The sequence below is a fragment of the Acidovorax sp. sic0104 genome, assembly GCF_019219095.1.
Lineage (GTDB): Bacteria > Pseudomonadota > Gammaproteobacteria > Burkholderiales > Burkholderiaceae_C > Acidovorax.
Map to the genome: position 1 here is coordinate 212,079 of NZ_JAHUWH010000006.1, position 26,660 is coordinate 238,738.

A 26,660-nucleotide genomic window follows, 5' to 3' on the forward strand; every position below is an offset into this window, starting at 1 on the left:
GACTGGCGTGGCAGGGCTGGGACAATGGCCCATGACCTCTGAAAAATCCAAGATGATCGCCGGCAAGCTCTACAACGCCGCCGACCCCGAGCTGGCCGCCGACCGCCTGCGCGCGCGCCAGCTGTGCCACGACATCAACACCACCCGCCCCGACACGGCAGGCACGGTGAAGGCGCTGGTCGCGCAACTGGTGCCGGGCGTGCCGGCCAGCGTGGCCATCACGCCGCCTTTCCAGTGCGACTACGGCTACAACATCACGCTGGGCGAGGGCGTGTACTGCAACGTGAACTGCGTGGTGCTGGATGTGGCGCCGGTGCACATCGGCGCGCGCACGATGATGGGGCCGGGCGTGCAGATCTTCACCGCATCGCACCCCATGTCGCCCGAGGAGCGTGCGGGCGGGCTGGAGCTGGGCGTGGCGATCACGATTGGCGCGGACGTGTGGATCGGCGGCGGCGCCATCGTCTGCCCGGGTGTGACGATTGGCGATGGCGCGGTGATCGGCGCGGGCAGCGTGGTCACGCGCGATGTGCCGGCGCGGGTGTTTGCGGCGGGGAATCCGTGCCGGGTGGTGAAGTCGTTGGATCCGCTGGTGGTGTGAATGCGGTGGGGGGCGGGTGAGGCCGCGGTGCTTGCAAACCCGTGACGGTGATGGTCGGCGCGCTGCGCTTGCCTGACCCCGTTCGCCCTGAGCCTGTCGAAGGGCTGCCAATGGGGGGCGCGTGTGCCCTGGCTTCGACAAGCTCGGCCCGAACGGTCGGGGATTGAGAGATGGGGTGTGCAGGCGTTTGAGCGCTGCCCAGGTGTCACCGACGCGAACTCACGCATTCGCCAACTGAAACCGCTGGTCGAAATTCATCTTGCCCAGCACCCGCAGCGCCGCCGCACGCGTGGCGCTGTCCACCTTGCTGATGTCCAGGCTGTAGCGCTTGGCAGTGGACACCACATCCACGCACTTGTGGCCCCACTGCACGGCCACGAGCAGGGTGGCGCGCTGGCCAGCCTCCATCGGAGCGACCGAGACGCCCCGTTGTTCGGGCCGCAGCATGAACTCCAGGTGCGGCGTGCGCGTGAGCGTGAGGCGGCTGGCGCCCAGCGGGCCCAGTGCGAACGAGACAACCCAGTCATCTTCGTCTTCCACAGTCAGAAACGGGACATGCTGGGGTGTTGCCATGGTGGGGCGTGGGGTGGGTGGTGGGTGCTGGCGGTCACCAGGCTGGTAGCGCTGCCCAAGGTGGCGGGCGGGCGTCAGTATGCCGTTGCAAGAGCCATGCCGAGGGCGGGAGAACCCGAGGTTGGGCCTTTCCAACGCGGCAGCGTTTCGTCAGGTGGCTGCAAGCCAAGGCGTGCTGAGGGCGCAGGGGGCGGCACGCCTGGCAGGATTCAATCAATGGTTGATTTGGTTGTGAACAATGGATTGATTTTCCTGGTGAGCATCACCCGCTGGTGCGCCAGAAACCAGCGCTTTCGCCAGTGCCCCTACGGTTTGCAACGCGACCTCGAACCGGGCTTGTGCCGGGTGCCCGTAGTTGATGCGCACGCAGTGGGCAAACCGCCGGTCGGCCGAAAAGATCTGCCCCGGCGCCAGGCTGATGCCCTGCTGCAGCGCCAGGCGGTGCAGTTGCAGCGCATCGACCTGCACCGGCAGCTCCACCCACAGGAAGTACCCGCCCTCAGGCTGCGAGACGCGTGTGCCGGCCGGGAAGTGCCGGGCCACCGCAGCCAGCGCAATGGCCTGTTGCTGCGCCAGGCTGCGGCGCAGTTGGCGCAGGTGCCGGTCGTAGCCGCCCTGGGCCAGGTATTCGGACAGCGCTTGCTGCGACGGCGTGGCGGCCGAGAGCGTGGTCATGAGCTTGAGGCGCTGCACGGCCGTGGCGTGGCGGCCCGCCGCCACCCAGCCCACGCGGTAGCCGGGCGCGAGGCTTTTGCTGAACGAGCTGCAGTGCATCACCAGGCCTTCGGTGTCGAAGGCCTTGGCCGGAGGAGGCCGGTGCGGGGCGAAGTGCAGCTCGCCGTACACGTCGTCTTCGATCAGCGGCACCTGGTGGCGGGCCAGCAGGGCGACCAGCTCGCGCTTTTTGGCCTCGGGCATCAGGCTGCCCAGGGGGTTCTGAAAGCTGGGCATGAGCCAGCACGCCTTGATGCGCTGGTGGGACGGCTGGCGCTCCAGCGCCTCGGCCAGTGCGGCCAGGTCGATGCCGTCGCGCGGGTGGGTGGCTATCTCCAGTGCCTGCAGGTTCAGCCGCTCCAGCGCCTGCAGCGCGGCGTAGAAGGTGGGGGATTCGACCACCACCACGTCGCCGGGCTGCGTGACCGCCTCCAGGCACAGGTTCAGGGCCTCCATCGCGCCGTTGGTGATGATGATCTCTTCCACATCGACCGCGCTGCCGTGCAGGCCGTAGCGCAGCGCGATCTGCTGGCGCAGGCGTTCGTCGCCGGGCGGCAGGCTTTGAACGATGTTCCAGGGGTCGAGCTTGCGCATGCCGCTGGCCAGGCAGCGCGCCAGCCGCTCCAGCGGAAACAGCTCCAGCCCTGGAAAGGCCGAGCCCAGCGGCACCAGGTCGCGGTCGCGCGCCAGGCCCAGCACCTCGAACACCAGGTCGCTGATGGCCACGTCGGTGGAGGTGTGTGCGGGTTGCGAGGGCAGGGGCTCGGCGGGGCGCAGCCCTGCGGTAGGCAAGCGGTTGCTGACGTAGTAGCCCGAGCGCGGGCGGGCATGGATCAGGCCCTGGGCTTCCAGCAGGTAGTAGGCCTCGAACACGGTGGACGGGCTGATGCCGCGTGTGCGGCTGGCCTCGCGCACGGACGGCACGCGGTCGCCCGGGCGCAGGGCGCCGCTGTGGATGAGCTGCGCGATGGCGTCGGCGTGGCGTTCGTAGCGTTTCATGGGTGCGGGCTGACGGGCTGGGGCCTTGAGGCCTTGGGAGTGATGAGTGCAGCGCAATCTGATCCGTATTTTTAACTCGAAACTGAATCTGTACTGCTTTTGGGGTTGCGCGTAGAGTGCCGTGGTGCGCTGGTGCGTGCGTTGGTGAACGCTCCGCCCGGCTGGCGACCTGTCGATCCCCACACGAAAAAAATCCATGACTCATAGCCTGCGCAGCCTGCTGCGCCCCGTTTTTGGCTGGTCTGCTGCTACTGCGGTGGCGGCTTTGAGCGCCAGCGCGCTGGCCGCGCCCGCGGTGCCCACGGTGCCCGCCGCGGCCATGGCATCGCGCGTGCTGGCCTGCACCGCTTGCCACGGCAAGGAAGGGCGGGCCACGCAGGAGGGCTACTTCCCGCGCATCGCCGGCAAGCCGGCGGGCTACCTGGCCAACCAGTTGCTCAACTTTCGCGATGGGCGGCGCAGCTACCCGCAGATGACCTACCTCATCGAGCACCTGACCGACGACTACCTGCGTGAAATGGCCGATCACTTTGCCGCGCAAGACGTGCCGTACCCGCCGCCGCCCGCACCCCAGGCGCCTGCCGCCGCGCTGGAGCAGGGGCGAGTGCTGGTGCAGCAGGGCGATGCCGCGCGCCGCATCCCTGCCTGCGTGTCGTGCCACGGCAGTGCCATGACGGGCGTAGCGCCGTCCATCCCGGGTCTGCTGGGCCTGCCGCGCGACTACCTCAACAGCCAACTGGGTGCCTGGAAGACTGGTCAGCGCCGCGCCCATGCGCCCGACTGCATGGCCGACATCGCCCGCCAGCTCACGCCCGACGACGTGAGTGCCGTGTCGGCCTGGCTGGCCGCCCAGCCGGTGGTGGGAGGAGGCAAGCCTGCGCCCACCTTGCCCGCCGCCATGCCCGCCCGCTGCGGCGGCGTGGCGGATGTGCCGGTGACTGGCGCCACACGTTGAAAGGGAATGAGGTTTTCATGAAGCGCATCCTCTGGACACTGTCTTGCGTGCTGGCCGCCGTGGGCGTGGCGGCCGCTGCCGTCATCACCCTCAATCTGCGCGGCGAAGAGCCGCTGCCCGCCGCCGAGACGCTGCAGAGCACGCCCGCGCTGGTGGCGCGCGGCGAGTACCTGGCCCGTATCGGCAACTGCATGGCCTGCCACACCACGCAAGGCGGGGCGCCGTTTGCGGGCGGGCGGGGCATCGAGACGCCATTCGGCGTGGTGCACACCTCCAACCTTACGCCCGACAAGGCGCAGGGCATCGGCACCTGGACGTCCGCCGAGTTCTGGCGCGCCATGCACCATGGCCGCAGCAAGGACGGGCGCCTGCTGTACCCCGCCTTCCCGTACCCCAACTACACCCAGGTCACGCGCGCGGATTCGGACGCGATCTTTGCGTACCTGAAGAGCGTGCCCGCAGCGGGCGACGCCAACCGTGCGCATGCGCTGCGCTTTCCGTACAGCACGCAGTCGGCGCTGGCCGTGTGGCGCGCGCTGTTCTTCGCCCCGGGCGCTGCCAGCGCCGTTGCCGACGCGGCGCCCACACAGACGGCCGAGTACGACCGGGGCGCCTACCTGGTCAACGGCCTGGGCCACTGCACGGCCTGCCACACGCCGCGCAACGCGCTGGGCGCCACGGCCGACGCCAAGGCCTTCAACGGCGGGCTGATCCCGGTGCAGAACTGGTATGCGCCCGCGCTCAACGCAGCGGCCGAGGCGGGGGTCAAGGACTGGGCCACCGAGGACGTGGTGGCCTTGCTGAAGACCGGCGTGGCCCCGCACGGGTCGGTGCTGGGCCCCATGGCCGAGGTGGTGTTCCGCAGCACGCAGTACCTGAGCGATGCCGATGCGCGCGCCATGGCCGTCTACCTGCAGGCGCTGCCGCAGCAGGCAGAGCGCGCAGCGCCCCCCACATCCGCCGCGCCGCCCGCCGCCGCCATGGCGCGGGGCAGCAAGGTGTACGAGCAGCAGTGCGCGCAATGCCACGGCGAGCAGGGGCAGGGCCAGGCGGGCGCCTTCCCCGCGCTGGCCGGCAACCGCGCCGTGCTGCTGGCAGACCCGACCAACGTGGTGCGGGTGGTGCTGCAGGGCGGCTACCTGCCCGCCACGGCCGGCAACCCGCGCCCGCACGGCATGCCGCCCTTCCAGCAGCTGCTGGGCGACGAGGACGTGGCGGCGGTGGCCACCTTTGTGCGCAACAGCTGGGGCAACCGGGCGCCGGGTGTGGGTACCATCGAGGTTTATCGCGCCAGAGAGCGGCGCGGCATGTAGCGCGGGGCTGGTGCAGTGGCGAAGGAGCCTGCCGGCTGTGGTGCCCCGCCGCATGCAGACCACCCAGGAGCCCTGTTGATGCAAAGCCCGGCCTCGTTGCCCGAATCCACACCGTCCAGCCCGGCGGCCCCCGCGCCCGGCGGCTGGTGGGCCGTGTGCCTGTGCGCAGCCTGGTGCGGCACCTGTGGCGTGTACCGCCCCCTGTTCGACGAGCTGGCGCGTGCGCACCCCGGGGTGCGCTTCGAGTGGGTGGACATCGAGGATGAGTCCGAGCTGGCGGGCGACCTGGATGTGGAGACCTTCCCCACGCTGCTGGTCGCCGACGGCCAGCGCGCCCTGTTCCTGGGGCCGCTGCTGCCGCAGGCGCCCGTGCTGGCGCGGCTGCTGGCCAGTTTGCAGGCGGGCACCCCAGGCGCTGCCGGCGTGGGAGGCGAGGCGCAGGCGGTGTTCGAGCGCGTGCGCGCTGCGCGCCTTACGTAGCGCGGCACGCTGTGCGCTGTGCGCAAGAACCATCTTTCCGTGCTCTCCAGGGCGCTCCTGTTTTCATAGCTGCTGGCGCTTGCAGGTAAAGCGCTGCAGCCGTTTTTTGCATTGTTTGTGTCTCATTCCAGCTCTCCGTGGTTTCAAGCCAGCTCCTTGCAGGCGCAGTGCGACTCGGGCGCCTGGTCGCGCGGTCTTGCCCTGTTTCGGTCTGCGGAGGTGGTGCGGATCGCCGTGGCGCCTGCGGCGGGCGGCGCGTGGAGGATCGAGGGCGAAGTGCAAGGTAGCCAGTCCGTACCCTACGAGGTGGTGGTGAAGCTCGCCCTGGCGCCCAACGGCCAGGTCAAATCCTGGGCGGGCGACTGCACTTGTCCGGTAGGAGCCGATTGCAAGCACGCCGTCGCCTTGACGCTGGAAGCCGCGGAGCGAAACCCCGCCCATGCCGCTGCTTCCCCGCAGGCTGCGCAGGTGCTGCAGAGCATGCAGGAGCGCAAGAACGCGGCGGCGCGTGCGCAGGCCGATGCCCGGCTGGCGCATTGGCTGCAAGACTGGGACCGCGCCGTGGGTGCGTCCGGCCCGCCTGCGCCGGGTGCTCAGGGTGCGCGGCCCGAGCGGGCGGACAGGCCCGAGTGTTACCTCTACCTCGTCTCCACCGTGGGGCGGCCGCGCGGCACGGTGCCGCAGATGCAGCTGGAGGCCGTGGTGTCGTACCCCAAGGTCACCGGCGGCTGGGCCAAGCCCAAACAGATACGCACGCAGCCCGGGCCCGGCCAGGCCGTGTACGACAGCGCCAGCGACGCCGATCACCAGGTGCTTCAGCTGCTGCGGGCCATGCCGCGCAGCGTGGGGTATTACTCGGCCTACAGCGTGGCGCCCATCGGTCTGCTCGAAGGTGCGGTGGGCTTGCTGGCGCTGAAGCAGGCCGCCGCCACGTCCCGCCTGTTTGTCGATGCGGGCGGATCGACCGTCGGGCCGGCGCTGCGCTGGGGCGAGCCGCTGGCCATCGCCTGGGTCTGGAAGGAGTCCGTTCCCGCCATGGGCGCAGACAGCCTGTGGAGCCTGCAGGCCACGCTGCCCAGCCCCACCGCCACGCTGTGCGACAACCAGCCCGCGCTGTATGTGGACGCAACCCGTGGCGAGTGCGGCCCGGTGCACGCCGAGGGCCTGAGCCCCGCGCAGGTGGGCATGCTGCTCAAGGCGCCTGCGCTGAACGCCACGTCGCTGCAAAAGCGCCATGCCGAAGTGGCGAGCCGCCTGGGGGGCGTGCTGCCGCTGCCGCCGGTGCTGGGGCCGCTGACACGGGTGCAGGGGGTCAAGCCCGTGGCGCGCCTGCACCTGGCGCCGGTACAGGCCCAGAACGTTGCGCACCTGGGCCTGGTCGCCGCCCAATTGCAGTTTGACTACCAGGGCCATGTGGGCTGGTGGGGCGGACAGGATCCAGGTGTGCTGCTCACCGGGGCCGACGGCGGTCAGGTGCTGTTGCGGCGCGACGCCGCCGCAGAGCTTGATGCCATCGAGCGCCTGATGGCGCTGGGGCTGCTGGCCACGGACGAAGGCGTGTTCGGCATCCCGGGCGGACGCTCGCAGAACGACTGGATGCACTGGGCCGACAACGGCTTCGCAGTGCTGCGCGACGCCGGGTTCGCTGTGACGACGGATGCGGCGCTGGATGGCTGGATCTCCCACGCCGACATGCTGGACGTGTCGCTGCAGCCAGAGGGCGGGGATGACTCCACCTCGCCGTGGTTCGCGCTGTCGCTGGGGATCGACATCGACGGCGTGCGCCACAACATCCTGCCCTGGCTGCCGGATCTGATCGCCGCCGCCGCGGCACAACCGCCGGATCCCGCCTCGGGCCAGCCCCGGCTGCCATCGCATGTCTATCTCGCGTCGCTGACCGGCTCGGGCTTTGTGCGCCTGCCCACCACTGCCTTGCAGCCCTGGATGGCGGCGCTGCTCGATCTGGTGGGCGACCGCACGCATGACTTCCAGCGCGACAGCCTGAAACTTTCGCGCCTGGAAGTGCTGCGCACCACGGCGGCACTGGGCGAGGGCGTGCCGTGGGAGGGCGCCGCTGCATTGCGCGGCGTGGTGGCCCAGCTGCAGGGTGCGGGTGTGCTGCCCGAGGTGCCGCTGCCCGCCAGCGTGCACGCCACGCTGCGGCCCTACCAGCAACAAGGCCTGAACTGGCTGCAGTTCCTGCGCGCCCACGGCCTGGCCGGTGTGCTGGCCGACGATATGGGCCTGGGCAAGACGCTGCAGACGCTGGCGCACATCCAGGTCGAAAAGGATGCCGGGCGGCTGACCGAGCCCGCACTCGTCATCGCGCCCGTGAGCCTCTTGGGCAACTGGCAGCGCGAGGCCGCGCGGTTTTGCCCCGGCCTGCGCTGCCTGGTTCTGCACGGCGCAGGCCGCCACGACGCGGCCGACAGGCTGGCCGAGCACGACCTGGTCATTGCCCCTTATTCGCTGCTGCAGCGCGACCGCGAACGCTGGCTGGCGCAGGCCTGGCACCTTGTGGTGCTGGATGAGGCGCAGAACATCAAGAACGCCAGTTCCAAGGCTGCGCAGGTGGCGGGCGGCCTGAACGCGCGCCACCGGCTGTGCCTGTCGGGCACGCCGATGGAAAACCACCTGGGCGAGGTCTGGAGCCTTTTCCACTTTCTGATGCCGGGCTTTCTGGGCAGCGAGCAGCGCTTCAAGGCGCTGTTTCGCACGCCCATCGAAAAGCAGGGCGACACGGCCCGCATGGAGCAACTGCGCGCGCGCACCACGCCCTTCATGCTGCGCCGTACCAAGGCGCTGGTGGCCGGCGAGTTGCCGCCCAAGGTGGAATCGGTCATGCCGGTGCCGCTGGCGGGCCCGCAGGCCGACCTGTACGAAACCATCCGCCTGGGCATGGAGAAGAGCGTGCGCGAGGCCTTGCAGTCGCAGGGGCTGGCCAAATCGCAGATCACCATCCTGGATGCGCTGCTCAAGTTGCGCCAGGTCTGCTGCCACCCGCAACTGGTGCCCCTGGACGCGGCCAGGGCCGTCAGCACGTCGGCCAAGCTCGACCAGTTGATGGCCATGCTGCCCGAGATGCTGGCCGAGGGGCGGCGGGTGCTGCTGTTTTCGCAGTTCACCAGCATGCTCACGCTGATCGAGGCCGAGTTGAGGAGGCAGGGCCTGCCCTGGGCCAAGCTCACGGGGCAGAGCCAGAAGCGGGACGCGATCATCGAGAAGTTCACCAGCGGGCAGGTGCCGCTGTTCCTCATCAGCCTGAAAGCCGGCGGTGTGGGGTTGAACCTGCCGCAGGCCGACACCGTGATCCATTTCGACCCCTGGTGGAACCCGGCCGTCGAGAACCAGGCCACCGACCGCGCCCACCGCATTGGCCAGACGCAGAGCGTGTGGGTGATCAAGCTGGTGGCGCAGGGCACCATCGAGGAGCGCATCCTGGCGCTGCAGGAGAAGAAGGCGCAGCTGGCCGGCAGCCTGTACGGCGGCGCGGCAGCCCGCAAGGAGCCGCTGTTCACCCAGGGCGACCTGGACCACCTGCTGGCACCGCTATCGCCGTGATAGCGGGCTGCGCTTGTGGGGTGAGCGCCACAGGCCGATTGCAGTGCAACATGGCAGCAGCGTGCAGGGCAAGGGCGCGCACCGCGCCACAGGCCGCATGAACGCTTGGTTTCTGGCCTTTTCGGAGTGTGTTGACAACAGTTTTGCCCTTGCGCGGCTTTGCAGGTCAACAGTTTGCGCGCTACAATACGACTCTCACGACCAAACGGGCGGGTACCAACCGCCCGTTTTTTTTGGTCGAACGCTTTTGGAGCTCGAAGCTGTCGGAGAAGGGTCTCCGGGGGTTATCGGGTTTTTTGTTTTTCCGGGATTGAACTGAACACGTGGCATTGCAGCAAGTCGTTGAACAAATTGTGACGGGCCTGGGGTATGACCTGGTGGAGATCGAGCGCTCCGCCGGTGGTCTGCTGCGCGTCACCATCGACTTGCCCTGGGTGCAGCCGGCCGCCGATGCGCCCGCGCCCCTGGAGGATCAATTCGTCACGGTCGAGGACTGCGAGAAGGTCACCCGCCAGCTGCAGTTCGCGCTGGAGGTCGATGGCGTCGAGTACAAGCGCCTTGAGGTCTCATCCCCCGGCATCGACCGCCCCTTGCGCCACGAGCAGGACTTCGTGCGCTTTGAGGGCTCGGTCATCGACATCACCCTGAAGGCGCCCATTGGCGCAGCAGCAGCGGGCCAGGTCAATGCCACCCGCAAGAAATTTCGCGGCACGCTCGAGCGCGCCGAGGCCGGGGGCTGGCAGATCGTCTGGAGCGACGAGCCCCCTGTCAAGCCAGGTCAAAAGGTCAGCAAGAAGCGCGTACCCGCACCGCTGCAGGCGTTGGGTTTCGCCCTCGATGAACTCAGGGATGCCCGTCTGGCGCCCATCGTGGACTTCAAGGGGCGTGCGGGCAAGGCCGGGCCCGCGCCCGCTTGAGCCTGAGCGCTTGCTGAATGAATGGGGCGGGGCTGCTGTGTACGGCTGCCGCCCTCAGGTGATTGAAATAGGAGAGTCGTCGCATGAATCGCGAATTGTTGATGTTGGTTGAGGCCATTTCACGCGAGAAGAACGTGGAGCGTGATGTGGTCTTGGGCGCCGTGGAGTCGGCCCTGGCCCAGGCTACCAAGAAGCTGTACCAGGGCGAGGTGGACATTCGCGTGTCCGTCGATCGCGACAGCGGCAACTATGAGACTTTCCGTCGCTGGCTGGTGGTGCCCGACGATGCTGGCCTGCAAAATCCTGAAGCCGAAGAGCTGCTGATGGACGCGAAGGACCGCATTCCGGACATCGAAGTGGGCGAGTACATCGAAGAGGGCGTCGAATCCGTGCCCATCGGCCGCATCGGCGCCATGGCGGCCAAGCAGGTCATCCTGCAGAAGATCCGCGATGCAGAGCGCGAAATGCTGCTCAACGACTTCATGTCGCGTGGCGAGAAGATCTTCACGGGTACCGTCAAGCGCATGGACAAGGGCGACATCATCGTCGAGTCCGGCCGCGTTGAAGGCCGTCTGCGCCGTGGCGAGATGATCCCCAAGGAAAACCTGCGCAGCGGCGACCGCGTGCGGGCCATGATCATGGAGGTGGACCTCACGCTGCGTGGCGCGCCCATCATCCTGTCGCGCTCGGCGCCCGAATTCATGATCGAGCTCTTCCGCCAGGAAGTGCCCGAGATCGAGCAGGGCCTGCTCGAGATCAAGTCCTGCGCCCGCGACCCCGGCTCGCGCGCCAAGATCGCCGTGCTGTCGCACGACAAGCGCGTGGACCCCATCGGCACCTGCGTCGGCGTGCGCGGCACCCGCGTGAATGCGGTGACCAACGAGCTTGCCGGAGAGCGCGTGGACATCGTGCTGTGGTCCGAAGACCCGGCGCAGTTCGTGATCGGTGCGCTGGCACCTGCCAACGTGTCCTCCATCGTGGTCGATGAGGAAAAGCATGCCATGGACGTGGTGGTGGATGAGGAAAACCTCGCCATCGCCATCGGCCGCGGCGGCCAGAACGTGCGCCTGGCGTCCGATCTGACCGGCTGGAAGATCAACATCATGGACGCTGCCGAAAGCGCCCAGAAACAGGCCAACGAGACCGACACGGCTCGCAAGCTGTTCATGGAAAAGCTGGATGTGGACGAGGAAATCGCCGACATCCTGATCTCCGAAGGCTTCAACAGCCTGGAAGAAGTGGCCTACGTGCCGCTGCAGGAAATGCTGGAGATCGAGAGCTTTGACGAAGACACCGTCAACGAGCTGCGCGCCCGTGCCAAGGATGCGCTGCTCACGATGGAAATCGCCCGCGAGGAAAGCGTGGATGAGGTCTCCCAGGACCTGCGCGACCTCGAAGGCCTCACCCCCGAGCTGATTGCCAAACTGGCCGACGGTGGTGTGCACACACGTGACGACCTGGCCGATTTGGGCCTAGATGAACTGACCGACCTGACCGGACAGTCTGAAGAAGATGCCAAAGCCTTGATCCTGAAGGCGCGTGAACACTGGTTCGCGGGGCAGCAAGAGTAAAGGTCAGGGAGGCACGAACCATATATGTCCAGTAATACTGTCGCCGAGTTCGCCACCGAACTCAAGAAATCGCCTGAAACCCTGCTCGACCAGCTCAAGGCTGCCGGGGTGGGCAAGGCCGCACCTTCGGACGCGTTGACCGAGTCCGACAAGCAAAAGCTGCTGGCCTACCTGCAGGCCAGCCACGGCACGGCTTCGGCCGATCGCAAGAAGATCACGCTGGTCAAGAAGTCCACCAGCGAAATCAAGCAGGCCGACGCCACCGGCAAGGCGCGCACGATCCAGGTGGAAGTGCGCAAGAAGCGCACCTTCATCCAGCGCGATGAAGGGGCCGAGGCCACGGCTGAATCCACCGCGTCCGCAGTGGAAGAGGCTGCCGTCTCCAGCGAGGACATCGAGCTCGCACGCCGCGAGGAAGAAGCCCGCCGCCAGGCCGAGCTGATCCGTCGCCAGGAGGCCGAGCTGGCCGAAAAGCGTGCAGAGCGGGAAGCCCGCGAGACGCGTGAGCGCGAAGCCGAGGAGCGCGCCGCCGCCTACGCTGCCCAGGAAGCCGAGAAGAAGGCGCAGGCCTCTGCCGTCAAACAGGAAGCCACGCGCGAGCAGGCCGCCGAGGCTGCAGCCCGTGCTGCCGCCCAGAGCGAAGCCCGCGAGAAGGCTGCGGCCGAATCCAAGGCGCGAGCCGACGAGGAGTCCGCGCGCGCCGCCGATCTGGACGCACGCCGTCGCAAGGCCGAGGCTGAAGCCGCCGCGATCCGTTCCATGATGGCCACGCCCAAGAAGGCGGTCATGGTTGCCAAGAAGCCCGAAGAACCCAAGCCGGTGGCCAAACCCGCCGCTGTGGGCGACGCCAAGAAAGGCACGCTGCACAAGCCTGCCGTGGGTACGGGTGTTGCCCGTGCGGGTGCTCCTGCCGCCGCAGGTGCGGGTGCTCCGGGTGCTGGCAAGGAAGTCAAGTCGGCCAAGCTGTCTTCCAGCTGGGCCAACGACACGGCCAAGAAGAAGGAAATCAAGACCCGCGGCGACAGCAGCGGCGGTGTCGGCCGCAACAACTGGCGCGGTGGCCCGCGCGGCCGTCGTGGCGACAGCCGCGACCACCGTGACGACCACCAGCAGTCCGTGGCGGTGGAGGCGCGCATCATCGAAGTGCACGTGCCCGAAACCATCACCGTGGCCGAGCTGGCGCACAAGATGTCGATCAAGGCCAACGAGGTGATCAAGGCGCTGATGAAGATGGGCCAGATGGTCACCATCAACCAGCCCCTGGACCAGGACACCGCCATGATCGTGGTGGAAGAACTGGGCCACAAGGCCGTGGTGGCTGCGCTGGACGACCCGGAGGCCTTCACCGACGACGATGCTGCGCAGCAGAATGCCGAAGTGCTGCCGCGCGCGCCCGTCGTCACCGTCATGGGCCACGTCGACCACGGCAAGACCTCGCTGCTGGACTACATCCGCCGCTCCAAGGTGGCTGCGGGCGAAGCCGGCGGCATCACCCAGCACATCGGTGCCTACCACGTGGAAACTCCACGCGGCATGGTGTCGTTCCTCGACACTCCCGGCCACGAGGCCTTCACGGCCATGCGTGCCCGGGGTGCCCAGGCGACCGACATCGTGATCCTGGTGGTGGCGGCCGACGACGGCGTCATGCCGCAGACCAAGGAAGCCATCAAGCACGCCAAGGCGGCGGGTGTTCCCATCGTGGTGGCCATCACCAAGGCCGACAAGCCCGATGCCAACCCCGACCGCGTCAAGCAGGAGCTGGTGGTGGAAGAAGTGGTGCCCGAAGAGTACGGTGGCGATTCGCCGTTCGTGCCCGTGTCTTCCAAGACCGGCATGGGCATCGACACGCTGCTCGAGCAGGTGCTGCTGCAGGCTGAAGTGCTGGAGTTGAAGGCACCGGTCGACTCGCTGGCCAAGGGCCTCGTGATCGAAGCGCAGCTCGACAAGGGCCGCGGTCCCGTGGCCACCGTGCTGGTGCAGTCCGGTACGCTCAAGGTGGGCGACGTGGTGCTGGCCGGTCAGACCTTTGGCCGCGTGCGCGCCATGCTGGACGAAAACGGCAAGGCTGCCAAGACGGCGGGTCCGTCGATCCCGGTGGAAATCCAGGGTCTGACCGAAGTGCCGCAGGCTGGCGACGAGTTCATGGTGCTCACGGACGAGCGCCGTGCCCGTGAAATCGCGACCTACCGCGCCGGCAAGTTCCGCAACACGAAGCTGGCCAAGCAACAGGCCGCCAAGCTGGAAAACATGTTCGCCGACATGACGGCGGGCGAGGTCAAGTACCTGCCCATCATCGTCAAGGCCGACGTGCAGGGTTCGCAGGAAGCGCTGTCGCAGTCGCTGCTCAAGCTGTCCACGGACGAGATCAAGGTCCAGCTGGTGTATGCCGGCGTGGGTGGTATCAGCGAGTCCGACATCAACCTGGCGATCGCCTCCAAGGCCATCGTCATCGGCTTCAACGTGCGTGCCGATGCCGGCGCGCGCAAGACGGCCGAAGGCAATGGCGTCGACCTGCACTACTACAGCATCATCTATGACGCCGTGGACGAGCTCAAGGTCGCCATGTCCGGCATGCTGGCCCCAGAGCAGCGCGAGGAAGTCATCGGCACGGCCGAGATCCGCACGGTGTTCGTCGCGACGAAGATCGGCACGATTGCCGGTTCGTACATCACCTCGGGCATGGTCCATCGCAACGCACGTTTCCGCCTGCTGCGCGACAACGTGGTGGTCTACACGGGCGAAGTCGACTCGGTCAAGCGCCTCAAGGACGACGTCAAGGAAGTCAAGGAAGGCTTCGAGTGCGGTATCAAGCTCAAGAACTACAACGACATCAAGGAAGGCGATCAACTCGAATTCTTTGATATCAAGGAAATCGCCCGGACTCTATGAGACACCCCCTGAGTCGCTTCGCTCCCTGCCCCTCTCTCGCCTCGCGGCGCGAGGCGGGAGGGGGGCGCCCCCAGCGCACGCAAGCGCAGCGCCGCCTATGCGTCGGGGCGGCCCTTGCGCGGGGGTGCTGGTCTGCGCCGCGTGAAAACCACGTGATGCTGCAGCAGCGGCCGGCGAAGGTAAATTGACATGGCTGCAAAAAAATCTGCTACCCCGAACCGCGCCTTCAAGGTTGCCGATCAGATACAGCGCGATCTGACGGAGCTGATCGCGCGCGAGTTGAAAGACCCGCGCGTGGGCATGGTGACGCTGCAGGGCGTGGAGGTGACCCCCGACTACGCACACGCCAAGGTGTTCTTCAGCCTGCTGACGGGTGACCCTGTGGAGACACAGGCCGCACTCAACCAGGCTGCGGGCTTCCTGCGCAATGGCCTGTTCAAGCGCCTGCACATCCACACGGTGCCCACGCTGCACTTCGTGTTCGACCGCACCTCCGAGCGTGCGGCCGACATGAACGCCTTGATCGCCAAGGCCGTTTCTTCGCGCGCGAAAGAGGAGTAGCCCATGCACGCGCCTCGCACCAGGGTGCAGCGGCGCCCTGTGCACGGGGTGTTGCTGCTGGACAAACCGCTCGGGCTCTCGAGCAATGACGCCTTGCAAAAGGCGAAGTGGTTGCTGCGCGCTGAAAAAGCGGGCCACACGGGCACGCTCGATCCGCTGGCTACCGGCGTGCTGCCGCTGTGCTTTGGCGCAGCGACGAAGTTCAGCCAGTTGCAGCTCGACGCCCCCAAGACCTACGAGGCCGTTGCCTTGCTGGGCACCACCACCACCACCGGCGATGCCGAGGGTGAGGTGCTTCGGCACTGTGATGTCGATCAGGCGGCACTGACACCCGAGAATCTTGAAGCCGTGCAGAGGCAGTTCACAGGCCCCATCCAGCAGGTGCCGCCGATGCACAGCGCGCTCAAGAAGGACGGCAAGGCCCTGTACGAGTACGCGCGTGCCGGTGTGACCGTGGAGCGCGAAGCGCGCGACGTCGTCATCCATGCGCTGAATCTCACGGTGGTGCAGACGGAGCAAGGGCAATATGCTATCAAAATGGTAGTTAGGTGCAGCAAGGGCACCTACATCCGCACCCTGGGCGAGGACATCGGTGCCGCTCTGGGCTGCGGAGCGCATCTCACGTTCTTGCGCCGCATCGACACGGGGGGGATCGGCGTGGAGCGCTGCGTCACCCTTGCGCAACTGGAAGCCATGCCGGAGGCCGAGCGCCTGGCCAGCCTGGAAGCGCCCGAGTCGTTGCTGGCACAACACGTGCGTGTCACGCTGGACAGCGACAATGCGGCTCGCTTCCTGTCAGGCGTGCGCCGCCGCGGCACCTGGCCCGATGCCAGCGCCGTGTCGGTTTTTGGAGAAGAGCCTCCGGCACTGCTGGGGGTGGCCCACATCGTTGGCGGGGAGCTGGTGCCCGACAGGCTCCTGAGTCCGCTGGAAATACAACAAATCTTGGAAGCACGCCGCGCCTGACACCAGCCAGCGGCACATTGGAAAAACTATGACGAAACAAATCCGCAACATCGCCATCATTGCCCACGTTGACCATGGCAAGACCACCATGGTCGACCAACTGCTGCGCCAGTCCGGCACCTTCGCCGACCACGAAAAAGTGGTCGACACCGTGATGGACAACAACGCGATCGAAAAAGAGCGTGGCATCACCATTCTGGCCAAGAACTGCGCCGTGAGCTGGGAAGGCACGCACATCAACATCGTGGACACCCCCGGTCACGCGGACTTCGGCGGCGAAGTGGAGCGTGCCCTGTCCATGGTGGACAGCGTGGTGTTGTTGATCGATGCGCAGGAGGGCCCCATGCCCCAGACGCGTTTCGTGACCAAGAAGGCCCTGGCCCTGGGCCTGCGTCCCATCCTGGTGGTGAACAAGGTGGACAAGCCGGGTGCCAACCCCGACAAGGTCGTGAACGCCGCGTTCGATTTGTTCGACAAGCTGGGTGCCACCGACGAGCAGCTCGACTTCCCAGTGGTGTACGCCTCCGGGATCAATGGCTGGTCGTCGCTCGAAGAAGGCGCTCCGGGCGAGCAGTGGGGTCCCGACATGTCGGCCCTGTTCAACACCATCTTGAAGCACGTTCCTCCGAACTCGGGCGACGCCAATGCGCCACTGCAGCTGCAGATCTCCGCGCTGGATTTCTCCACCTTCGTGGGCCGCATCGGTGTGGGCCGCATCAGCCAGGGCACTCTGAAGCCCGCTCAGGACGTGCTGGTCATGGAAGGCCCGGATGGCAAGGCCGTCAAGGGCCGCGTGAACCAGGTGCTGACTTTCCAGGGTCTTGATCGCATGCAGACGCCCGTGGCTGGCCCCGGCGACATCGTGCTGATCAACGGCATCGAGGACATCGGCATCGGCGTGACCGTGACCGACCCTGCCAACCCCGCGCCGCTGCCCATGCTCAAGGTGGACGAGCCCACGCTGACCATGAACTTCTGCGTGAACACGTCGCCTCTGGCTGGACGTGAAGGCAAGTTCGTGACCAGCCGCCAGATCTGGGACCGACTGCAGAAGGAACTGCAGCACAACGTGGCCCTGCGCGTGAAGGAAACCGACGAAGAAGGCATCTTCGAAGTGATGGGCCGTGGCGAACTGCACCTGACCATCTTGCTTGAAAACATGCGCCGCGAAGGCTACGAGTTGGCCGTCTCCAAGCCCCGCGTGGTGTTCAAGGACGTCGATGGTGTCAAGCACGAGCCCATTGAGCTGGTCACGGCCGACATCGAAGAAGGCCATCAGGGCGGCGTGATGCAGGCCCTGGGCGAGCGCAAGGGCGAGTTGGTGAACATGGAGCCGGACGGCCGCGGCCGCGTGCGCCTGGAGTACCGCATTCCTGCGCGTGGCCTGATCGGCTTCACCAACGAATTCCTGAACCTGACGCGCGGCTCCGGCCTGATCAGCAACATCTTCGACAGCTACGAGCCGCACAAGGGTGCTATCGGCGGTCGCAAGAACGGCGTGCTGATTTCCATGGACGACGGTGAAATCTTCACCTACGCCTTGGGCAAGCTGGACGACCGCGGTCGCATGTTCGTCAAGGCCAACGACCCGGTGTACGAAGGCATGATCGTGGGCATCCACAGCCGCGACAACGACCTGGTGGTGAACGCCACGCGCACCAAGCAGCTCACCAACTTCCGCGTCTCCGGCAAGGAAGACGCGATCAAGATCACGCCGCCGATCGACGCCACGCTGGAGTACGCGGTGGAGTTCATCGAGGACGACGAGCTGGTCGAGATCACGCCCAAGTCGATCCGCATCCGCAAGCGCTTCCTGACCGAAAACGAGCGCAAGCGCGCAGGCCGCTCCTGATGTTCCGGCGCTGAGGCGCCGAGTTCTGTCGAGTGAGCGCACAGGGGGCCATGCCCCTGCCTGTCGCCCGAGGGCCACTGCCATGCCGTGGCCCTTTTTGCCATCTGACGCTGCCGCCGCAATACGCTGTACCCACTGCCGATGTTCCCGCCCAAGCTCACCCATTCCCGCGCCGTGGTCCTGATGGTGGCGGTCACCTTCATGTGGTCGATCGCGGGTGTGGTCACGCGCCACCTCGAAGCCGCCCGCAGTTTCGAAGTGACCTTCTGGCGCAGCCTGTTCACCTTGTTGGCGCTGTTGGTGATCCTTCCCATGCTGCAGGGGCGTGCGGTGTTCTCGTCCATGCGCAGGAGCGGGCGGGCCTTGTGGATATCGGGTGTGTGCTGGAGCGTGATGTTCACTGCCTTCATGGTGGCCATCCTGCTCATGCCCGTGGCGAACGTGCTGGTGACCATGGCCGCCGCACCGCTGATCACCGCATTGCTGGCGCGTATCTTCATAGGGCATCGCATTGCGCCGCGGACCTGGGTCGCCATCTGCGTGGCGGGGCTGGGCATAGGGTGGATGTATGGCTCTCAGGTGGCGGGACTGCCCCTGCTGGGTACCTTGGTAGCCTTGTGCGTGCCGGTGGCCGGCGCCGTGAACTGGACGGTAGTGCAGCATTCGCAGCGCCATGGCCACGCGGTCGATCTGGTGCCGGCCGTGCTGGTGGGAGCGGTGCTGTCCGTACTGGCCACGCTGCCGTTGGCGCTGCCATTTCAGGCGTCCGCGCACGACCTGTGGTTGCTGGCCTTGCTGGGCGTGGTGCAACTGGCCATACCCTGCGTGCTGGCCGTGCGTTGCGGACAGGTGCTCAAGGCACCGGAGATCGCCCTTTTGAGCCTTCTGGAGGTGATCTTTGGTATTTTGCTGGCATGGCTGGGTGCGGGCGAAGAGCCCGGCGCGGCCGTGCTGGGTGGTGGCGCGCTGGTGATCGGCGCGCTGGTTTTCAATGAGCTTTTGGGTTTGAAGGAAGAAAAATGACGGAGACAGTGGTTTTGGCGGAAGTTCTGAGCGAAGTGCGTGGCCAGGTCGGCTTCATCACCTTGAACCGCCCTCGTGCGCTCAATGCACTGTCGCTCGGGATGGTGCGCGACCTCATGGGCGTCCTGCTGGCATGGCAGAACGATGCACGGGTGCTGGCAGTGGCCATCCGTGGCAGCAACAAGGAGGGCCCTTTCGGCGCCTTCTGCGCCGGCGGCGACATCCGCTTCCTGCACCAGGCGGGCAGCCAGGGCAACCCGCAGCTGGAAGACTTCTTTACCGAGGAATACGCCCTCAACCACCTGATCCACAACTACGGCAAGCCTTACATCGCCTTCATGGACGGCATCGTGATGGGTGGCGGCATGGGCATCAGCCAGGGTGCCGCCCTGCGCGTGGTGACCGAACGCACGAAGATGGCCATGCCGGAGACGGCCATCGGTTTGTTCCCCGACGTGGGCGGGGGCTACTTTCTCAGCCGCTGCCCTGGCCGCGTGGGCGAGTGGCTGGCGCTGACGGGCGACACCATTGGTGCGAGCGACGCCATCGCCGGCAACCTGGCCGACGGCTGCCTGCCGTCGGACCAGCAGGCAGCCGTGTGGGACGCCCTGGCCTCGCAGACTTTTGCGGACGGCGCCGCGGTCAAGGCCTATGTTGCTTCCAAATTCATAGCTGCTGGCGCAGATGCATCAAGCGTCAGGGCCGAAATTGATCAGTATTTTGCGTTACCTGGCGTGGGCGACATCGTGCGTGCGCTGGAGTCAGCTGATAGCGAATGGGCGCGCGCCACAGCGGCCACCTTGCGCAAGCGCTCTCCGCTGATGCTGCACGTGGTGCTGGAGCAGGTCCGCCGAGCCCGCACCATGGGCCTGGCCGACGACCTGCGCATGGAACGCGACATGGTGCGCCACTGCTTCTACCTGCGCCCCGGTCAGAGCGAGACGGTGGAGGGCATTCGTGCGCTCGCCGTGGACAAGGACCACGCACCGAAGTGGAACCCCGCGCGCATCGAGGACGTGACGCCCGAGATGGTGGCGCCGTTTTTTGCCAGCCCCTGGCCCGCCCATTCGCATCCGCTGGCGGCGCTGGCCTGAGGACAATCCCGGCCCGGGCTTCACAGCTGCCGGTACACCGCCGATGCGAGCGTCAGCAGTTGCTGGCGTGAGAGCTGGCCGCTGAGCGCGTAACCAAAGCCCTGGTCCACCCAGTAGAAGCCGGGCACAGGGCCGTCGCTGGTGAACTGGAAGGCAGTCTCCCCCGCATCGGGGGCGGGGGGCACCGTCGCCACGCCGGGCCTCGCCGCTGGGGCGGGGCTGTTGGCCGCAGTGACTGCGCCCAGGTACAGGGTGATGCGCTCGCCCTGGCCGTTCTGGTACATGAACAGCGCGCGTGCGCCCGCATCGCCGGGCAGCAGGCGTCCGCCCACCAGCGCATAGCCTTCGTCGGCCAGCACGGGCAGCTTGAGCGGTCGGCCCAGCCGTTTGGAGAGCCACTGCACCAGGTGCTCCTGCTGCGCGGCGGTCACTTCCACTGGGTGGCGCACTTCGGTCTGGTACACCGCATGCGCCACGGCGGCCTGGTGTGCGAAGCGTTGTCCGTTGGCGGCCAGCGCCAGCGCCGGGCCGTCTGGGTGGGCCATGCCGGGCCACAGGCTTCGCCCGGTCCAGCCCAGTGCGAACGCCACCAGCACTGAAGCGGCCATGCCGCCCCAGCGCCACCATCTGTCCCGTCGCGCCCTGTGGGCGGAGGTGCGCAGTGCGGCAGCGAGCAGGGCTTCCGGCAGAGGCTCGGCCAGCATGTCCTGGTGCAGGGCCCGCAACTGCTGGCGCTGCTGTTGCCATTGCGCCAGGGTTTCATCGGCACCGGCCTGGCCTTCGAGCCGACGGCGCAGGGCCGCCTCATCCGCCGGCGGGAGGCGGCCGTCCGCCAGCGCATGCCATGCGGCTTCATCGTCGGCCGGTGGGGAGGGGTAGTGGTTGTGCGTGTCCATGGCGGGCTGGCGTGCGTGCGTCATGTCATTTGAGGCGGCGCAGGGTGGTGGGCTGGCCGATGGGTGCATCGGGGGCCGTGTGGTCGTCTGTGGCTGCGGGGCTTGGTGCGGCAGGCGCGCGCTCCATCAGCAGCCGCAGCCGGCTGCGCGCCCGCGACAGGCGCGACATCACCGTGCCCACGGGAATGTCCAGGATGCGCGCGGTGTCCTCGTAGCCCATGTCTTCCAGCGTCACCAGCAGCAGCACGGCGCGCTGTTCGGGCGGCAGGCGCTGCAGGCAGCGCTCCAGGTCCAGCGCGTCGTCCCCCATGCCTGCGCTGCCCTGCAAGGAGTCGCGCAACTCATCCACATCCAGGAGGGGCAGCGGTGGCTGGGCGCGCAACTGGTTGAGGTAGAGGTTGTGCATCAGCGTGAACAGCCAGGCGCGCAGGTCGCTGCCGGCGCGCCACAGCAACCATTTGCTGCACGCCCGCTCCAGGGTGTCCTGCACCAGGTCATCGGCCGCCCAGGCATCGCCCGTGAGCACGCGTGCGTAGCGGCGCAGTGCGGGCAACTGATCGATGACCTGGGAGCGGTTCATGCGGTCAGCGCACTGCGGCTGGAAAGCAGGTTCACACCTGCTTCAGGGTTTGGCCGTGCGCCATACCTGATTCACGCCATCGCCGGTCTTGTCGCCCGGCTTGGTGTCCTTGACCCAGTAGTACAGCGGCTTGCCCTTGTAGGCCAGTTGCTTCTTGCCATCGTCGCGCGTGACCACGCTGTAGTCGCCGCCAGGGGCCTTGTCGGCCATCAGCGGCGGCCAGTTGGTGGCGCAGGGGCCGTTGCACACCGACTTGCCGCTGCCGGCGGCGTCGCGGTCGAAGGTGTAAAGCGTCATGCCGCCCGCGCCGACCAGCACGCCATCCATGGTCTTCACGGGCCCATCGGCCGCCATGGTGGAACAGCCGGCAACGGCCAGGAACGCAGCGATGGACAGGATCTTTTTCATGGTTTCTCCAGGTGGAAGAAGAGGGATTGCAGGCAACGGTACATGCCGCCTTGCACGTCCACAAACACAGGGACGCGGTGGTTTATTCCATCGCGCATGAAAAAAGCGAACTTTGCGTACCAGGCACGGGCTGGGCAACTGGCGCTGCTCAAGCCAGCGCCCCCGTGCAAGGGCCGCCCCGCCGCACCGGGGCGTCCCCCTTGGGGGGAAGATGCGCAGCACCTCAGGGGGGCTACCTATTCCTGCTTTTCATGGCGCGCTCCACCTCGCGCTTGCCTTCGCGGTCCTTGATGGTGTCGCGCTTGTCGTGTTCTGCCTTGCCCTTGGCCAGAGCGATCTCGCACTTCACGTAGCCGTTCTTCCAGTGCAGGTTCAGCGGCACCAGGGTGTAGCCCTTTTGCTCGACCTTGACGATCAGGTGCTTGATATCGTCCTTCTTGAGCAGCAGCTTCTTGGTGCGGATGGCGTCCGGATTGACATGGGTCGAGGCGGTCTTGAGCGGGTTGATCTGGCAGCCCAGCAGAAACAGCTCGCCCTCGCGGATCAGCACATAGCCGTCGGTCAGCTGCACCTTGCCCTCGCGCAGCGCCTTCACTTCCCAGCCGTACAGGACCACGCCTGCCTCGTGGCGTTCTTCGAAGAAATAGTTGTAGGCCGCCTTTTTGTTATCGGCAATGCGGGCGGTGGGATCGGGTTTCTTGGCCATTGGGTTTAGATGCGGCGCAAATCGGGAGATAAAAGGCCTCCCTACAATGTTGTCGTCGCCACAGCGATTCTAATTTCTCCGGCTTGCGCGCTGCCGCTCAAGCTCCGTCTGCATGAAAACCGTTCACAAGTCCGTCCTCATCTGGTACAGCCCCGAAGAAATGTTTGCCCTGGTCACCGGGGTCGGGCAATACCCCGAGTTTTTGCCCTGGTGCGACCACGCGGCCATTCTGGAAACAACCAGCGACGGCATGACCGCCGAGGTGGGCATCTCGTTCGGCGGAATCCGCCAGACATTCGTCACCCGCAACACGCACGAGGCGGGCAAGCGCGTGCAGATGCACCTTGTCAAAGGGCCTTTTTCCCAACTGGAAGGCGACTGGCATTTCCACCCCGTGGGCGACGGGAGCCAGCGTGCGTGCAAGGTGGAGCTCCTGCTTCACTATGGCTTTGACAGCCCCGCCCTGGCTGCGCTGGTCGGACCAGTGTTCGACCGCATCGCCAGCAGCATGGTGGATGCGTTCGTCAAGCGAGCGGAGCAGGTGTATGGCTGAATCGCCGCCGCGCGATCAGCCGCCCCTCCAGATCGTGGTGGCGGCATGTCTGGCACCGCGTGAGGTTCGTGAATGGGTGCTGGAGCTGCCGGCGGGCGCCACCGTGCGGGATGCGCTGCAGGCATGCGGCCTGCCAGCTGAGGACGCGCCAGGTGCGGCAGGACCTGCAGCTGTGGGCATCTGGGGACGGGCTGCTGGGCTTGATGCAGAACTCGTCGGCCAGGACCGGGTGGAGGTCTATAGAGCCCTGAAGGTCGATCCCAAGGTGGCGCGGCGCGAACGCTTCGCGCGGCAGGGCGCCCGCACGACCGGGCTTTTCGCGCGGCAGCGCCCGGGTGGTAAATCGGGCTATTGACTCCGCAGTTGCAGCATGGGCCAGGGCCAGGGCCAGACGCCCATCGGCCGGATGCCGCGCAGGATCAACGCTTGCAGTCCGAGGCGATGATGCCGTCCAGGCGCTTGGTTTCTGCCGCGCGGCCTGCTTCGTCCAGGAAGATGCGCTCGCCTTGCGCATTGGGCTGGGTGATGGGCCTGCCGGTCTCGAAGGCTGCCCTGGCCTGGCGGGCTCGGTTGCAGTTGTCGGCCTTGATCTTGGCTACCTTGTCTTCTTCGGCCTTTTTCTTGGCGGCGTCGGCAGCTTCGGTTTGCGCTTTCTTTTCTTCGAGCGCCTTGTCCTTGCCGCTGGCCGCAGCGCTGGCGGTGGCCCGTGGGGCTGGAGCGGAAGATGCCGCATCTGCCGCAGCGGAAGGCGCGCCAGGTGCGCCATCTGCGGACGGGGCAACTGGCGCGGCTACCGCAGCGCGCCCACCACTGGGCTGCTTGAGAATGCTTTTGTCAGGGATTTCCTGAGGTGGGGGGCGGTCGCTGAAGACCTTGCGGCCGTCCTTGTCGATCCACTGCCATTGCGCGGCTGCGCCCACGGCCCAGGTGCAGGCGATGGCCAGCAGGAGAAGCTTGTGCGTTTTCATCATGCGAACAAGTTTAGCCGCCAGCCCCGGGCGCTGCCAATGCCATCGGACGGGCGGTGCGTCTGGCGCGACACGTTGCACGGGGGGAGGCTCTTTTCTGACGGATATGGTTTGCGCATTCGGCCCTTCCTGGCGCAGCGACCTGCAGGCCGCACTGGGCGCGGGTACAATCCGTTTTTTGGAGCTTTCTCATGCGCCTTCTTGGAAAAGCGCTCACCTTCGACGATGTGTTGCTGGTGCCAGCGTACTCCCAGGTCCTGCCCAAGGACACGTCCCTCGCGACGAAACTCTCCCGCAACATCCAGCTGAACCTGCCGCTCGTGTCCGCCGCGATGGACACCGTGACTGAGGCGCGCCTGGCCATCGCCATCGCCCAGGAGGGTGGCATCGGCATCGTGCACAAGAACCTCACAGCGCAAGAGCAGGCCGCCCATGTGGCCAAGGTCAAGCGCTATGAGTCCGGCGTGCTGCGCGACCCCGTGGTCATCACGCCAGAGCACACGGTGCTGCAGGTGCTGCAACTGTCCGAACAACTGGGCATCTCTGGCTTCCCTGTCTGCGACGGCGGCAAGGTGGTCGGCATCGTCACCGGCCGCGATCTGCGCTTTGAGACCCGCTACGACGTCAAGGTCCACCAGATCATGACCCCGCGCGAAAAGCTCATCACCGTCAACGAAAAAGACGGCACCACGCCTGCCGAAGCCAAGGCTCTGCTCAACAAGCACAAGCTCGAGCGCATCCTGGTCGTGAACGACGACTTCGAGCTCAAGGGCCTGATCACCGTCAAGGACATCACCAAGCAGACCAGCTTCCCCAATGCCGCGCGCGATCCCTCTGGCCGACTGCGCGTGGGCGCTGCCGTCGGGGTAGGCGAGGGCACGGAAGAGCGCGTCGAAGCCCTTGTCAAGGCGGGCGTTGACGCCATCGTGGTGGACACGGCCCACGGCCACAGCAAGGGCGTGATCGACCGCGTGCGCTGGGTCAAGCAGAACTATCCGCACATCGACGTGATCGGCGGCAACATCGCCACTGGCGCTGCAGCGTTGGCTCTGGTCGAGGCAGGCGCCGATGCTGTCAAGGTCGGTATCGGCCCGGGCTCCATCTGCACCACCCGCATCGTGGCTGGTGTGGGCGTGCCCCAGATCATGGCCATCGACAGCGTGGCCACGGCGCTCAAGGGCACCGGCGTGCCGCTGATCGCTGACGGCGGCATCCGCTACAGCGGCGACATCGCCAAGGCGCTTGCGGCTGGCGCCGGCACGGTGATGATGGGCGGCATGTTCGCGGGCACCGAAGAAGCCCCTGGCGAAGTCATCCTGTTCCAGGGCCGCAGCTACAAGAGCTACCGCGGCATGGGCAGCATTGGCGCCATGCAGCAGGGCAGCGCCGACCGCTACTTCCAGGAGTCGAGCACCGGCAACCCCAACGCCGACAAACTCGTACCCGAAGGCATCGAAGGCCGCGTGCCCTACAAGGGCTCCATGGTCAGCATCGTCTATCAGATGGCCGGCGGCGTGCGCGCCTCCATGGGGTACTGCGGCTGCGCCACCATCGAGGACATGAACAACAAGGCCGAATTCGTCGAGATCACCACCGCCGGTATCCGCGAGAGCCACGTGCACGACGTTCAAATTACCAAAGAAGCGCCGAACTACCGCGCTGACTGATCGTCGGCAATCCAATCTGGCCTGATTGAAAATATCTGGTCAGAATGATATAGTCTGGTCTGAATTAAACATTCAGGCCAGACTTTTTCTTTTTGGGAGTCCGTGCATCCATGCAGTCCGTCGGCATCTATGAAGCCAAGAGCAGGTTTTCTGCCCTGATCGAGCTCGTCGAGCAGGGCGAAGAAGTGCGCATCACGCGCCATGGCAAGGAAGTGGTGCGCCTGCTGCCCGTGCGCCGGCGTCCCGTCATCACCGACGAGCAGATCGCCCGCGAGCTGGGCCAGATCGACGCGCTGCATGCCAGCATCCGCCCCTTGGCCGAAGTGCCCAGCAGGCCTGATGCTTTGCGCCGCGAAGGCCGGGCCAGCGCATGACCGCCTTCGTGCTGGACGCCTCCGTCACCGCCGCCTGGCTGCTGCCCGATGCCGCCAACGAACACACGCGCCGGCTCTACACCCTGATCCGCCGCGACGAGGTCGAGCCCCAGGCTCCCAACCTCTGGCAGTGGGAGTGCAGCAACCTCATCAGCAGCGGCGTGCACAGCGGCCGCATACCCCCCGCATCGGTGGAAGGGCTGTGGGGTGTGCTAGAAGCCATCCGCCACCGCGTGGAGCTGCACGACCTGGCGCCCGCCCAGCACAAGGCCGTGATGGACGTGGCGCTGGATACCGGCCTTCCCACATTCGATGCCGCCTATCTGTGGCTCGCGCGCTCACTGCGCCTGCCCCTGGCCACGTTCGATCCCCAGCAGATGGCCGCTGCCAAGCGCAGTGGCGTGCCGCTTCTTGACCTTTCCTGCCTTTGAAGACCACC

Annotated in this window: 25 protein-coding genes; 18 read left to right on the forward strand and 7 right to left on the reverse strand. The window is 66.6% G+C overall.

Translation table 11 applies throughout. From position 1 onward, the window contains the following. Window positions 1-31: 31 nt before the first annotated feature. Window positions 32-601 (forward strand): sugar O-acetyltransferase, encoded by a 570-nt coding sequence (locus KW835_RS12165; protein ID WP_218382636.1) that lies wholly within the window; start codon window positions 32-34, stop codon window positions 599-601. Between the two features lie 219 nt (window positions 602-820). On the opposite strand, the gene KW835_RS12170 is transcribed toward KW835_RS12165, so the two are convergent. Together KW835_RS12170 and KW835_RS12175 are read right to left on the reverse strand one after the other, a co-directional pair. Continuing rightward, window positions 821-1,174, reverse strand: coding sequence for a hypothetical protein (locus tag KW835_RS12170; RefSeq protein ID WP_218382637.1), 354 nt, complete (start codon window positions 1,172-1,174; stop codon window positions 821-823). 213 nt (window positions 1,175-1,387) lie between these two features. Further along, entirely contained in the window at window positions 1,388-2,887 is a 1,500-nt protein-coding gene (locus tag KW835_RS12175; RefSeq protein ID WP_218382638.1) for a PLP-dependent aminotransferase family protein, read from the reverse strand. A 196-nt stretch (window positions 2,888-3,083) separates the two neighbouring features. Between KW835_RS12175 and KW835_RS12180 the strand changes: the two genes are divergently transcribed. From KW835_RS12180 to KW835_RS12235, 12 genes are all read left to right on the forward strand, one after another. Beyond that, the gene (locus KW835_RS12180) at window positions 3,084-3,842 is read left to right on the forward strand and encodes a c-type cytochrome (protein ID WP_218382639.1); all 759 of its coding nucleotides are present in this window, start codon (window positions 3,084-3,086) and stop codon (window positions 3,840-3,842) included. A 17-nt stretch (window positions 3,843-3,859) separates the two neighbouring features. Continuing rightward, window positions 3,860-5,155 carry a cytochrome c gene (locus tag KW835_RS12185; RefSeq protein WP_218382640.1) on the forward strand — a complete coding sequence of 432 codons (1,296 nt, stop codon included), beginning with the start codon at window positions 3,860-3,862 and terminating at the stop codon, window positions 5,153-5,155. A gap of 78 nt (window positions 5,156-5,233) precedes the next feature. Continuing rightward, window positions 5,234-5,635 carry a thioredoxin family protein gene (locus KW835_RS12190; protein WP_218382641.1) on the forward strand — a complete coding sequence of 134 codons (402 nt, stop codon included), beginning with the start codon at window positions 5,234-5,236 and terminating at the stop codon, window positions 5,633-5,635. A gap of 117 nt (window positions 5,636-5,752) precedes the next feature. Further along, window positions 5,753-9,196 carry an SNF2-related protein gene (locus KW835_RS12195; RefSeq protein WP_370633620.1) on the forward strand — a complete coding sequence of 1,148 codons (3,444 nt, stop codon included), beginning with the start codon at window positions 5,753-5,755 and terminating at the stop codon, window positions 9,194-9,196. 323 nt (window positions 9,197-9,519) lie between these two features. Then, window positions 9,520-10,113, forward strand: coding sequence for a ribosome maturation factor RimP (rimP, locus tag KW835_RS12200; protein WP_218382642.1), 594 nt, complete (start codon window positions 9,520-9,522; stop codon window positions 10,111-10,113). An 83-nt stretch (window positions 10,114-10,196) separates the two neighbouring features. After that, window positions 10,197-11,684: a transcription termination factor NusA gene (gene nusA, locus KW835_RS12205; RefSeq protein WP_218382643.1), complete on the forward strand. Its 1,488-nt coding sequence runs from the start codon at window positions 10,197-10,199 to the stop codon at window positions 11,682-11,684. Between the two features lie 24 nt (window positions 11,685-11,708). After that, window positions 11,709-14,573 carry a translation initiation factor IF-2 gene (infB, locus tag KW835_RS12210; RefSeq protein ID WP_218382644.1) on the forward strand — a complete coding sequence of 955 codons (2,865 nt, stop codon included), beginning with the start codon at window positions 11,709-11,711 and terminating at the stop codon, window positions 14,571-14,573. Window positions 14,574-14,762: 189 nt separating this feature from the next. Further along, entirely contained in the window at window positions 14,763-15,134 is a 372-nt protein-coding gene (gene rbfA, locus KW835_RS12215) for a 30S ribosome-binding factor RbfA (RefSeq protein WP_218382645.1), read from the forward strand. 3 nt (window positions 15,135-15,137) lie between these two features. Continuing rightward, window positions 15,138-16,100: a tRNA pseudouridine(55) synthase TruB gene (gene truB, locus KW835_RS12220; RefSeq protein ID WP_218382646.1), complete on the forward strand. Its 963-nt coding sequence runs from the start codon at window positions 15,138-15,140 to the stop codon at window positions 16,098-16,100. A gap of 28 nt (window positions 16,101-16,128) precedes the next feature. Further along, entirely contained in the window at window positions 16,129-17,952 is a 1,824-nt protein-coding gene (typA, locus tag KW835_RS12225) for a translational GTPase TypA (protein WP_218382647.1), read from the forward strand. Between the two features lie 141 nt (window positions 17,953-18,093). Next, window positions 18,094-18,975, forward strand: coding sequence for a DMT family transporter (locus tag KW835_RS12230; protein ID WP_255593490.1), 882 nt, complete (start codon window positions 18,094-18,096; stop codon window positions 18,973-18,975). Then, window positions 18,972-20,069 carry an enoyl-CoA hydratase/isomerase family protein gene (locus KW835_RS12235; RefSeq protein ID WP_218382648.1) on the forward strand — a complete coding sequence of 366 codons (1,098 nt, stop codon included), beginning with the start codon at window positions 18,972-18,974 and terminating at the stop codon, window positions 20,067-20,069. Before KW835_RS12230 ends, KW835_RS12235 begins: the two co-directional genes overlap by 4 nt. Before the next feature lie 20 nt (window positions 20,070-20,089). Here KW835_RS12235 and KW835_RS12240 read toward each other — a convergent pair whose 3' ends face one another. From KW835_RS12240 to smpB, 4 genes are all read right to left on the reverse strand, one after another. After that, a complete protein-coding gene (locus KW835_RS12240; RefSeq protein WP_218382649.1) occupies window positions 20,090-20,989 on the reverse strand; it encodes an anti-sigma factor in 900 nt (299 codons plus the stop codon). 1 nt (window position 20,990) lies between these two features. Then, window positions 20,991-21,545: an RNA polymerase sigma factor gene (locus KW835_RS12245; RefSeq protein ID WP_218382650.1), complete on the reverse strand. Its 555-nt coding sequence runs from the start codon at window positions 21,543-21,545 to the stop codon at window positions 20,991-20,993. A 42-nt stretch (window positions 21,546-21,587) separates the two neighbouring features. After that, window positions 21,588-21,953, reverse strand: coding sequence for a hypothetical protein (locus KW835_RS12250; protein ID WP_218382651.1), 366 nt, complete (start codon window positions 21,951-21,953; stop codon window positions 21,588-21,590). Window positions 21,954-22,185: 232 nt separating this feature from the next. Then, window positions 22,186-22,659: an SsrA-binding protein SmpB gene (gene smpB, locus KW835_RS12255; RefSeq protein ID WP_218382652.1), complete on the reverse strand. Its 474-nt coding sequence runs from the start codon at window positions 22,657-22,659 to the stop codon at window positions 22,186-22,188. A 112-nt stretch (window positions 22,660-22,771) separates the two neighbouring features. Between smpB and KW835_RS12260 the strand changes: the two genes are divergently transcribed. Both KW835_RS12260 and KW835_RS12265 read left to right on the forward strand, forming a co-directional pair. Next, window positions 22,772-23,212, forward strand: a complete 441-nt coding sequence (locus KW835_RS12260; protein ID WP_218382653.1) for a type II toxin-antitoxin system RatA family toxin — start codon at window positions 22,772-22,774, stop codon at window positions 23,210-23,212. After that, the gene (locus KW835_RS12265) at window positions 23,205-23,567 is read left to right on the forward strand and encodes an RnfH family protein (RefSeq protein WP_218382654.1); all 363 of its coding nucleotides are present in this window, start codon (window positions 23,205-23,207) and stop codon (window positions 23,565-23,567) included. Before KW835_RS12260 ends, KW835_RS12265 begins: the two co-directional genes overlap by 8 nt. A 64-nt stretch (window positions 23,568-23,631) precedes the next feature. Here KW835_RS12265 and KW835_RS12270 read toward each other — a convergent pair whose 3' ends face one another. Beyond that, window positions 23,632-24,180, reverse strand: a complete 549-nt coding sequence (locus KW835_RS12270) for a DUF4124 domain-containing protein (RefSeq protein WP_218382798.1) — start codon at window positions 24,178-24,180, stop codon at window positions 23,632-23,634. A 191-nt stretch (window positions 24,181-24,371) separates the two neighbouring features. Here KW835_RS12270 and guaB point away from each other — a divergent pair, with 191 nt between their 5' ends. The 3 genes from guaB (at window position 24,372) to KW835_RS12285 (ending at window position 26,652) form a co-directional block, all read left to right on the forward strand. Then, window positions 24,372-25,847, forward strand: a complete 1,476-nt coding sequence (gene guaB, locus KW835_RS12275) for an IMP dehydrogenase (protein WP_218382655.1) — start codon at window positions 24,372-24,374, stop codon at window positions 25,845-25,847. A 110-nt stretch (window positions 25,848-25,957) separates the two neighbouring features. Continuing rightward, on the forward strand, window positions 25,958-26,221 hold the full coding sequence (locus KW835_RS12280) for a type II toxin-antitoxin system Phd/YefM family antitoxin (protein WP_218382656.1): 264 nt from the start codon (window positions 25,958-25,960) through the stop codon (window positions 26,219-26,221). Then, entirely contained in the window at window positions 26,218-26,652 is a 435-nt protein-coding gene (locus tag KW835_RS12285; protein WP_218382657.1) for a type II toxin-antitoxin system VapC family toxin, read from the forward strand. Before KW835_RS12280 ends, KW835_RS12285 begins: the two co-directional genes overlap by 4 nt. Window positions 26,653-26,660 lie beyond the last annotated feature (8 nt).

Coding starts and splice junctions, on each gene's coding strand:
- KW835_RS12170 (WP_218382637.1), bottom strand. CDS start 1,174: ATGGCAACACCCCAGCATGTCCCGTTTCTGACTGTGGAAGACGAAGAT.
- KW835_RS12280 (WP_218382656.1), top strand. CDS start 25,958: ATGCAGTCCGTCGGCATCTATGAAGCCAAGAGCAGGTTTTCTGCCCTG.
- KW835_RS12270 (WP_218382798.1), bottom strand. CDS start 24,180: ATGAAAACGCACAAGCTTCTCCTGCTGGCCATCGCCTGCACCTGGGCC.
- smpB (WP_218382652.1), bottom strand. CDS start 22,659: ATGGCCAAGAAACCCGATCCCACCGCCCGCATTGCCGATAACAAAAAG.
- KW835_RS12185 (WP_218382640.1), top strand. CDS start 3,860: ATGAAGCGCATCCTCTGGACACTGTCTTGCGTGCTGGCCGCCGTGGGC.
- infB (WP_218382644.1), top strand. CDS start 11,709: ATGTCCAGTAATACTGTCGCCGAGTTCGCCACCGAACTCAAGAAATCG.
- truB (WP_218382646.1), top strand. CDS start 15,138: ATGCACGCGCCTCGCACCAGGGTGCAGCGGCGCCCTGTGCACGGGGTG.
- guaB (WP_218382655.1), top strand. CDS start 24,372: ATGCGCCTTCTTGGAAAAGCGCTCACCTTCGACGATGTGTTGCTGGTG.
- KW835_RS12250 (WP_218382651.1), bottom strand. CDS start 21,953: ATGAAAAAGATCCTGTCCATCGCTGCGTTCCTGGCCGTTGCCGGCTGT.
- KW835_RS12265 (WP_218382654.1), top strand. CDS start 23,205: ATGGCTGAATCGCCGCCGCGCGATCAGCCGCCCCTCCAGATCGTGGTG.
- rbfA (WP_218382645.1), top strand. CDS start 14,763: ATGGCTGCAAAAAAATCTGCTACCCCGAACCGCGCCTTCAAGGTTGCC.
- KW835_RS12165 (WP_218382636.1), top strand. CDS start 32: ATGACCTCTGAAAAATCCAAGATGATCGCCGGCAAGCTCTACAACGCC.
- KW835_RS12235 (WP_218382648.1), top strand. CDS start 18,972: ATGACGGAGACAGTGGTTTTGGCGGAAGTTCTGAGCGAAGTGCGTGGC.
- nusA (WP_218382643.1), top strand. CDS start 10,197: ATGAATCGCGAATTGTTGATGTTGGTTGAGGCCATTTCACGCGAGAAG.
- KW835_RS12240 (WP_218382649.1), bottom strand. CDS start 20,989: ATGACGCACGCACGCCAGCCCGCCATGGACACGCACAACCACTACCCC.
- KW835_RS12180 (WP_218382639.1), top strand. CDS start 3,084: ATGACTCATAGCCTGCGCAGCCTGCTGCGCCCCGTTTTTGGCTGGTCT.
- KW835_RS12230 (WP_255593490.1), top strand. CDS start 18,094: ATGTTCCCGCCCAAGCTCACCCATTCCCGCGCCGTGGTCCTGATGGTG.
- typA (WP_218382647.1), top strand. CDS start 16,129: ATGACGAAACAAATCCGCAACATCGCCATCATTGCCCACGTTGACCAT.
- KW835_RS12260 (WP_218382653.1), top strand. CDS start 22,772: ATGAAAACCGTTCACAAGTCCGTCCTCATCTGGTACAGCCCCGAAGAA.
- KW835_RS12285 (WP_218382657.1), top strand. CDS start 26,218: ATGACCGCCTTCGTGCTGGACGCCTCCGTCACCGCCGCCTGGCTGCTG.
- KW835_RS12190 (WP_218382641.1), top strand. CDS start 5,234: ATGCAAAGCCCGGCCTCGTTGCCCGAATCCACACCGTCCAGCCCGGCG.
- KW835_RS12245 (WP_218382650.1), bottom strand. CDS start 21,545: ATGAACCGCTCCCAGGTCATCGATCAGTTGCCCGCACTGCGCCGCTAC.
- KW835_RS12175 (WP_218382638.1), bottom strand. CDS start 2,887: ATGAAACGCTACGAACGCCACGCCGACGCCATCGCGCAGCTCATCCAC.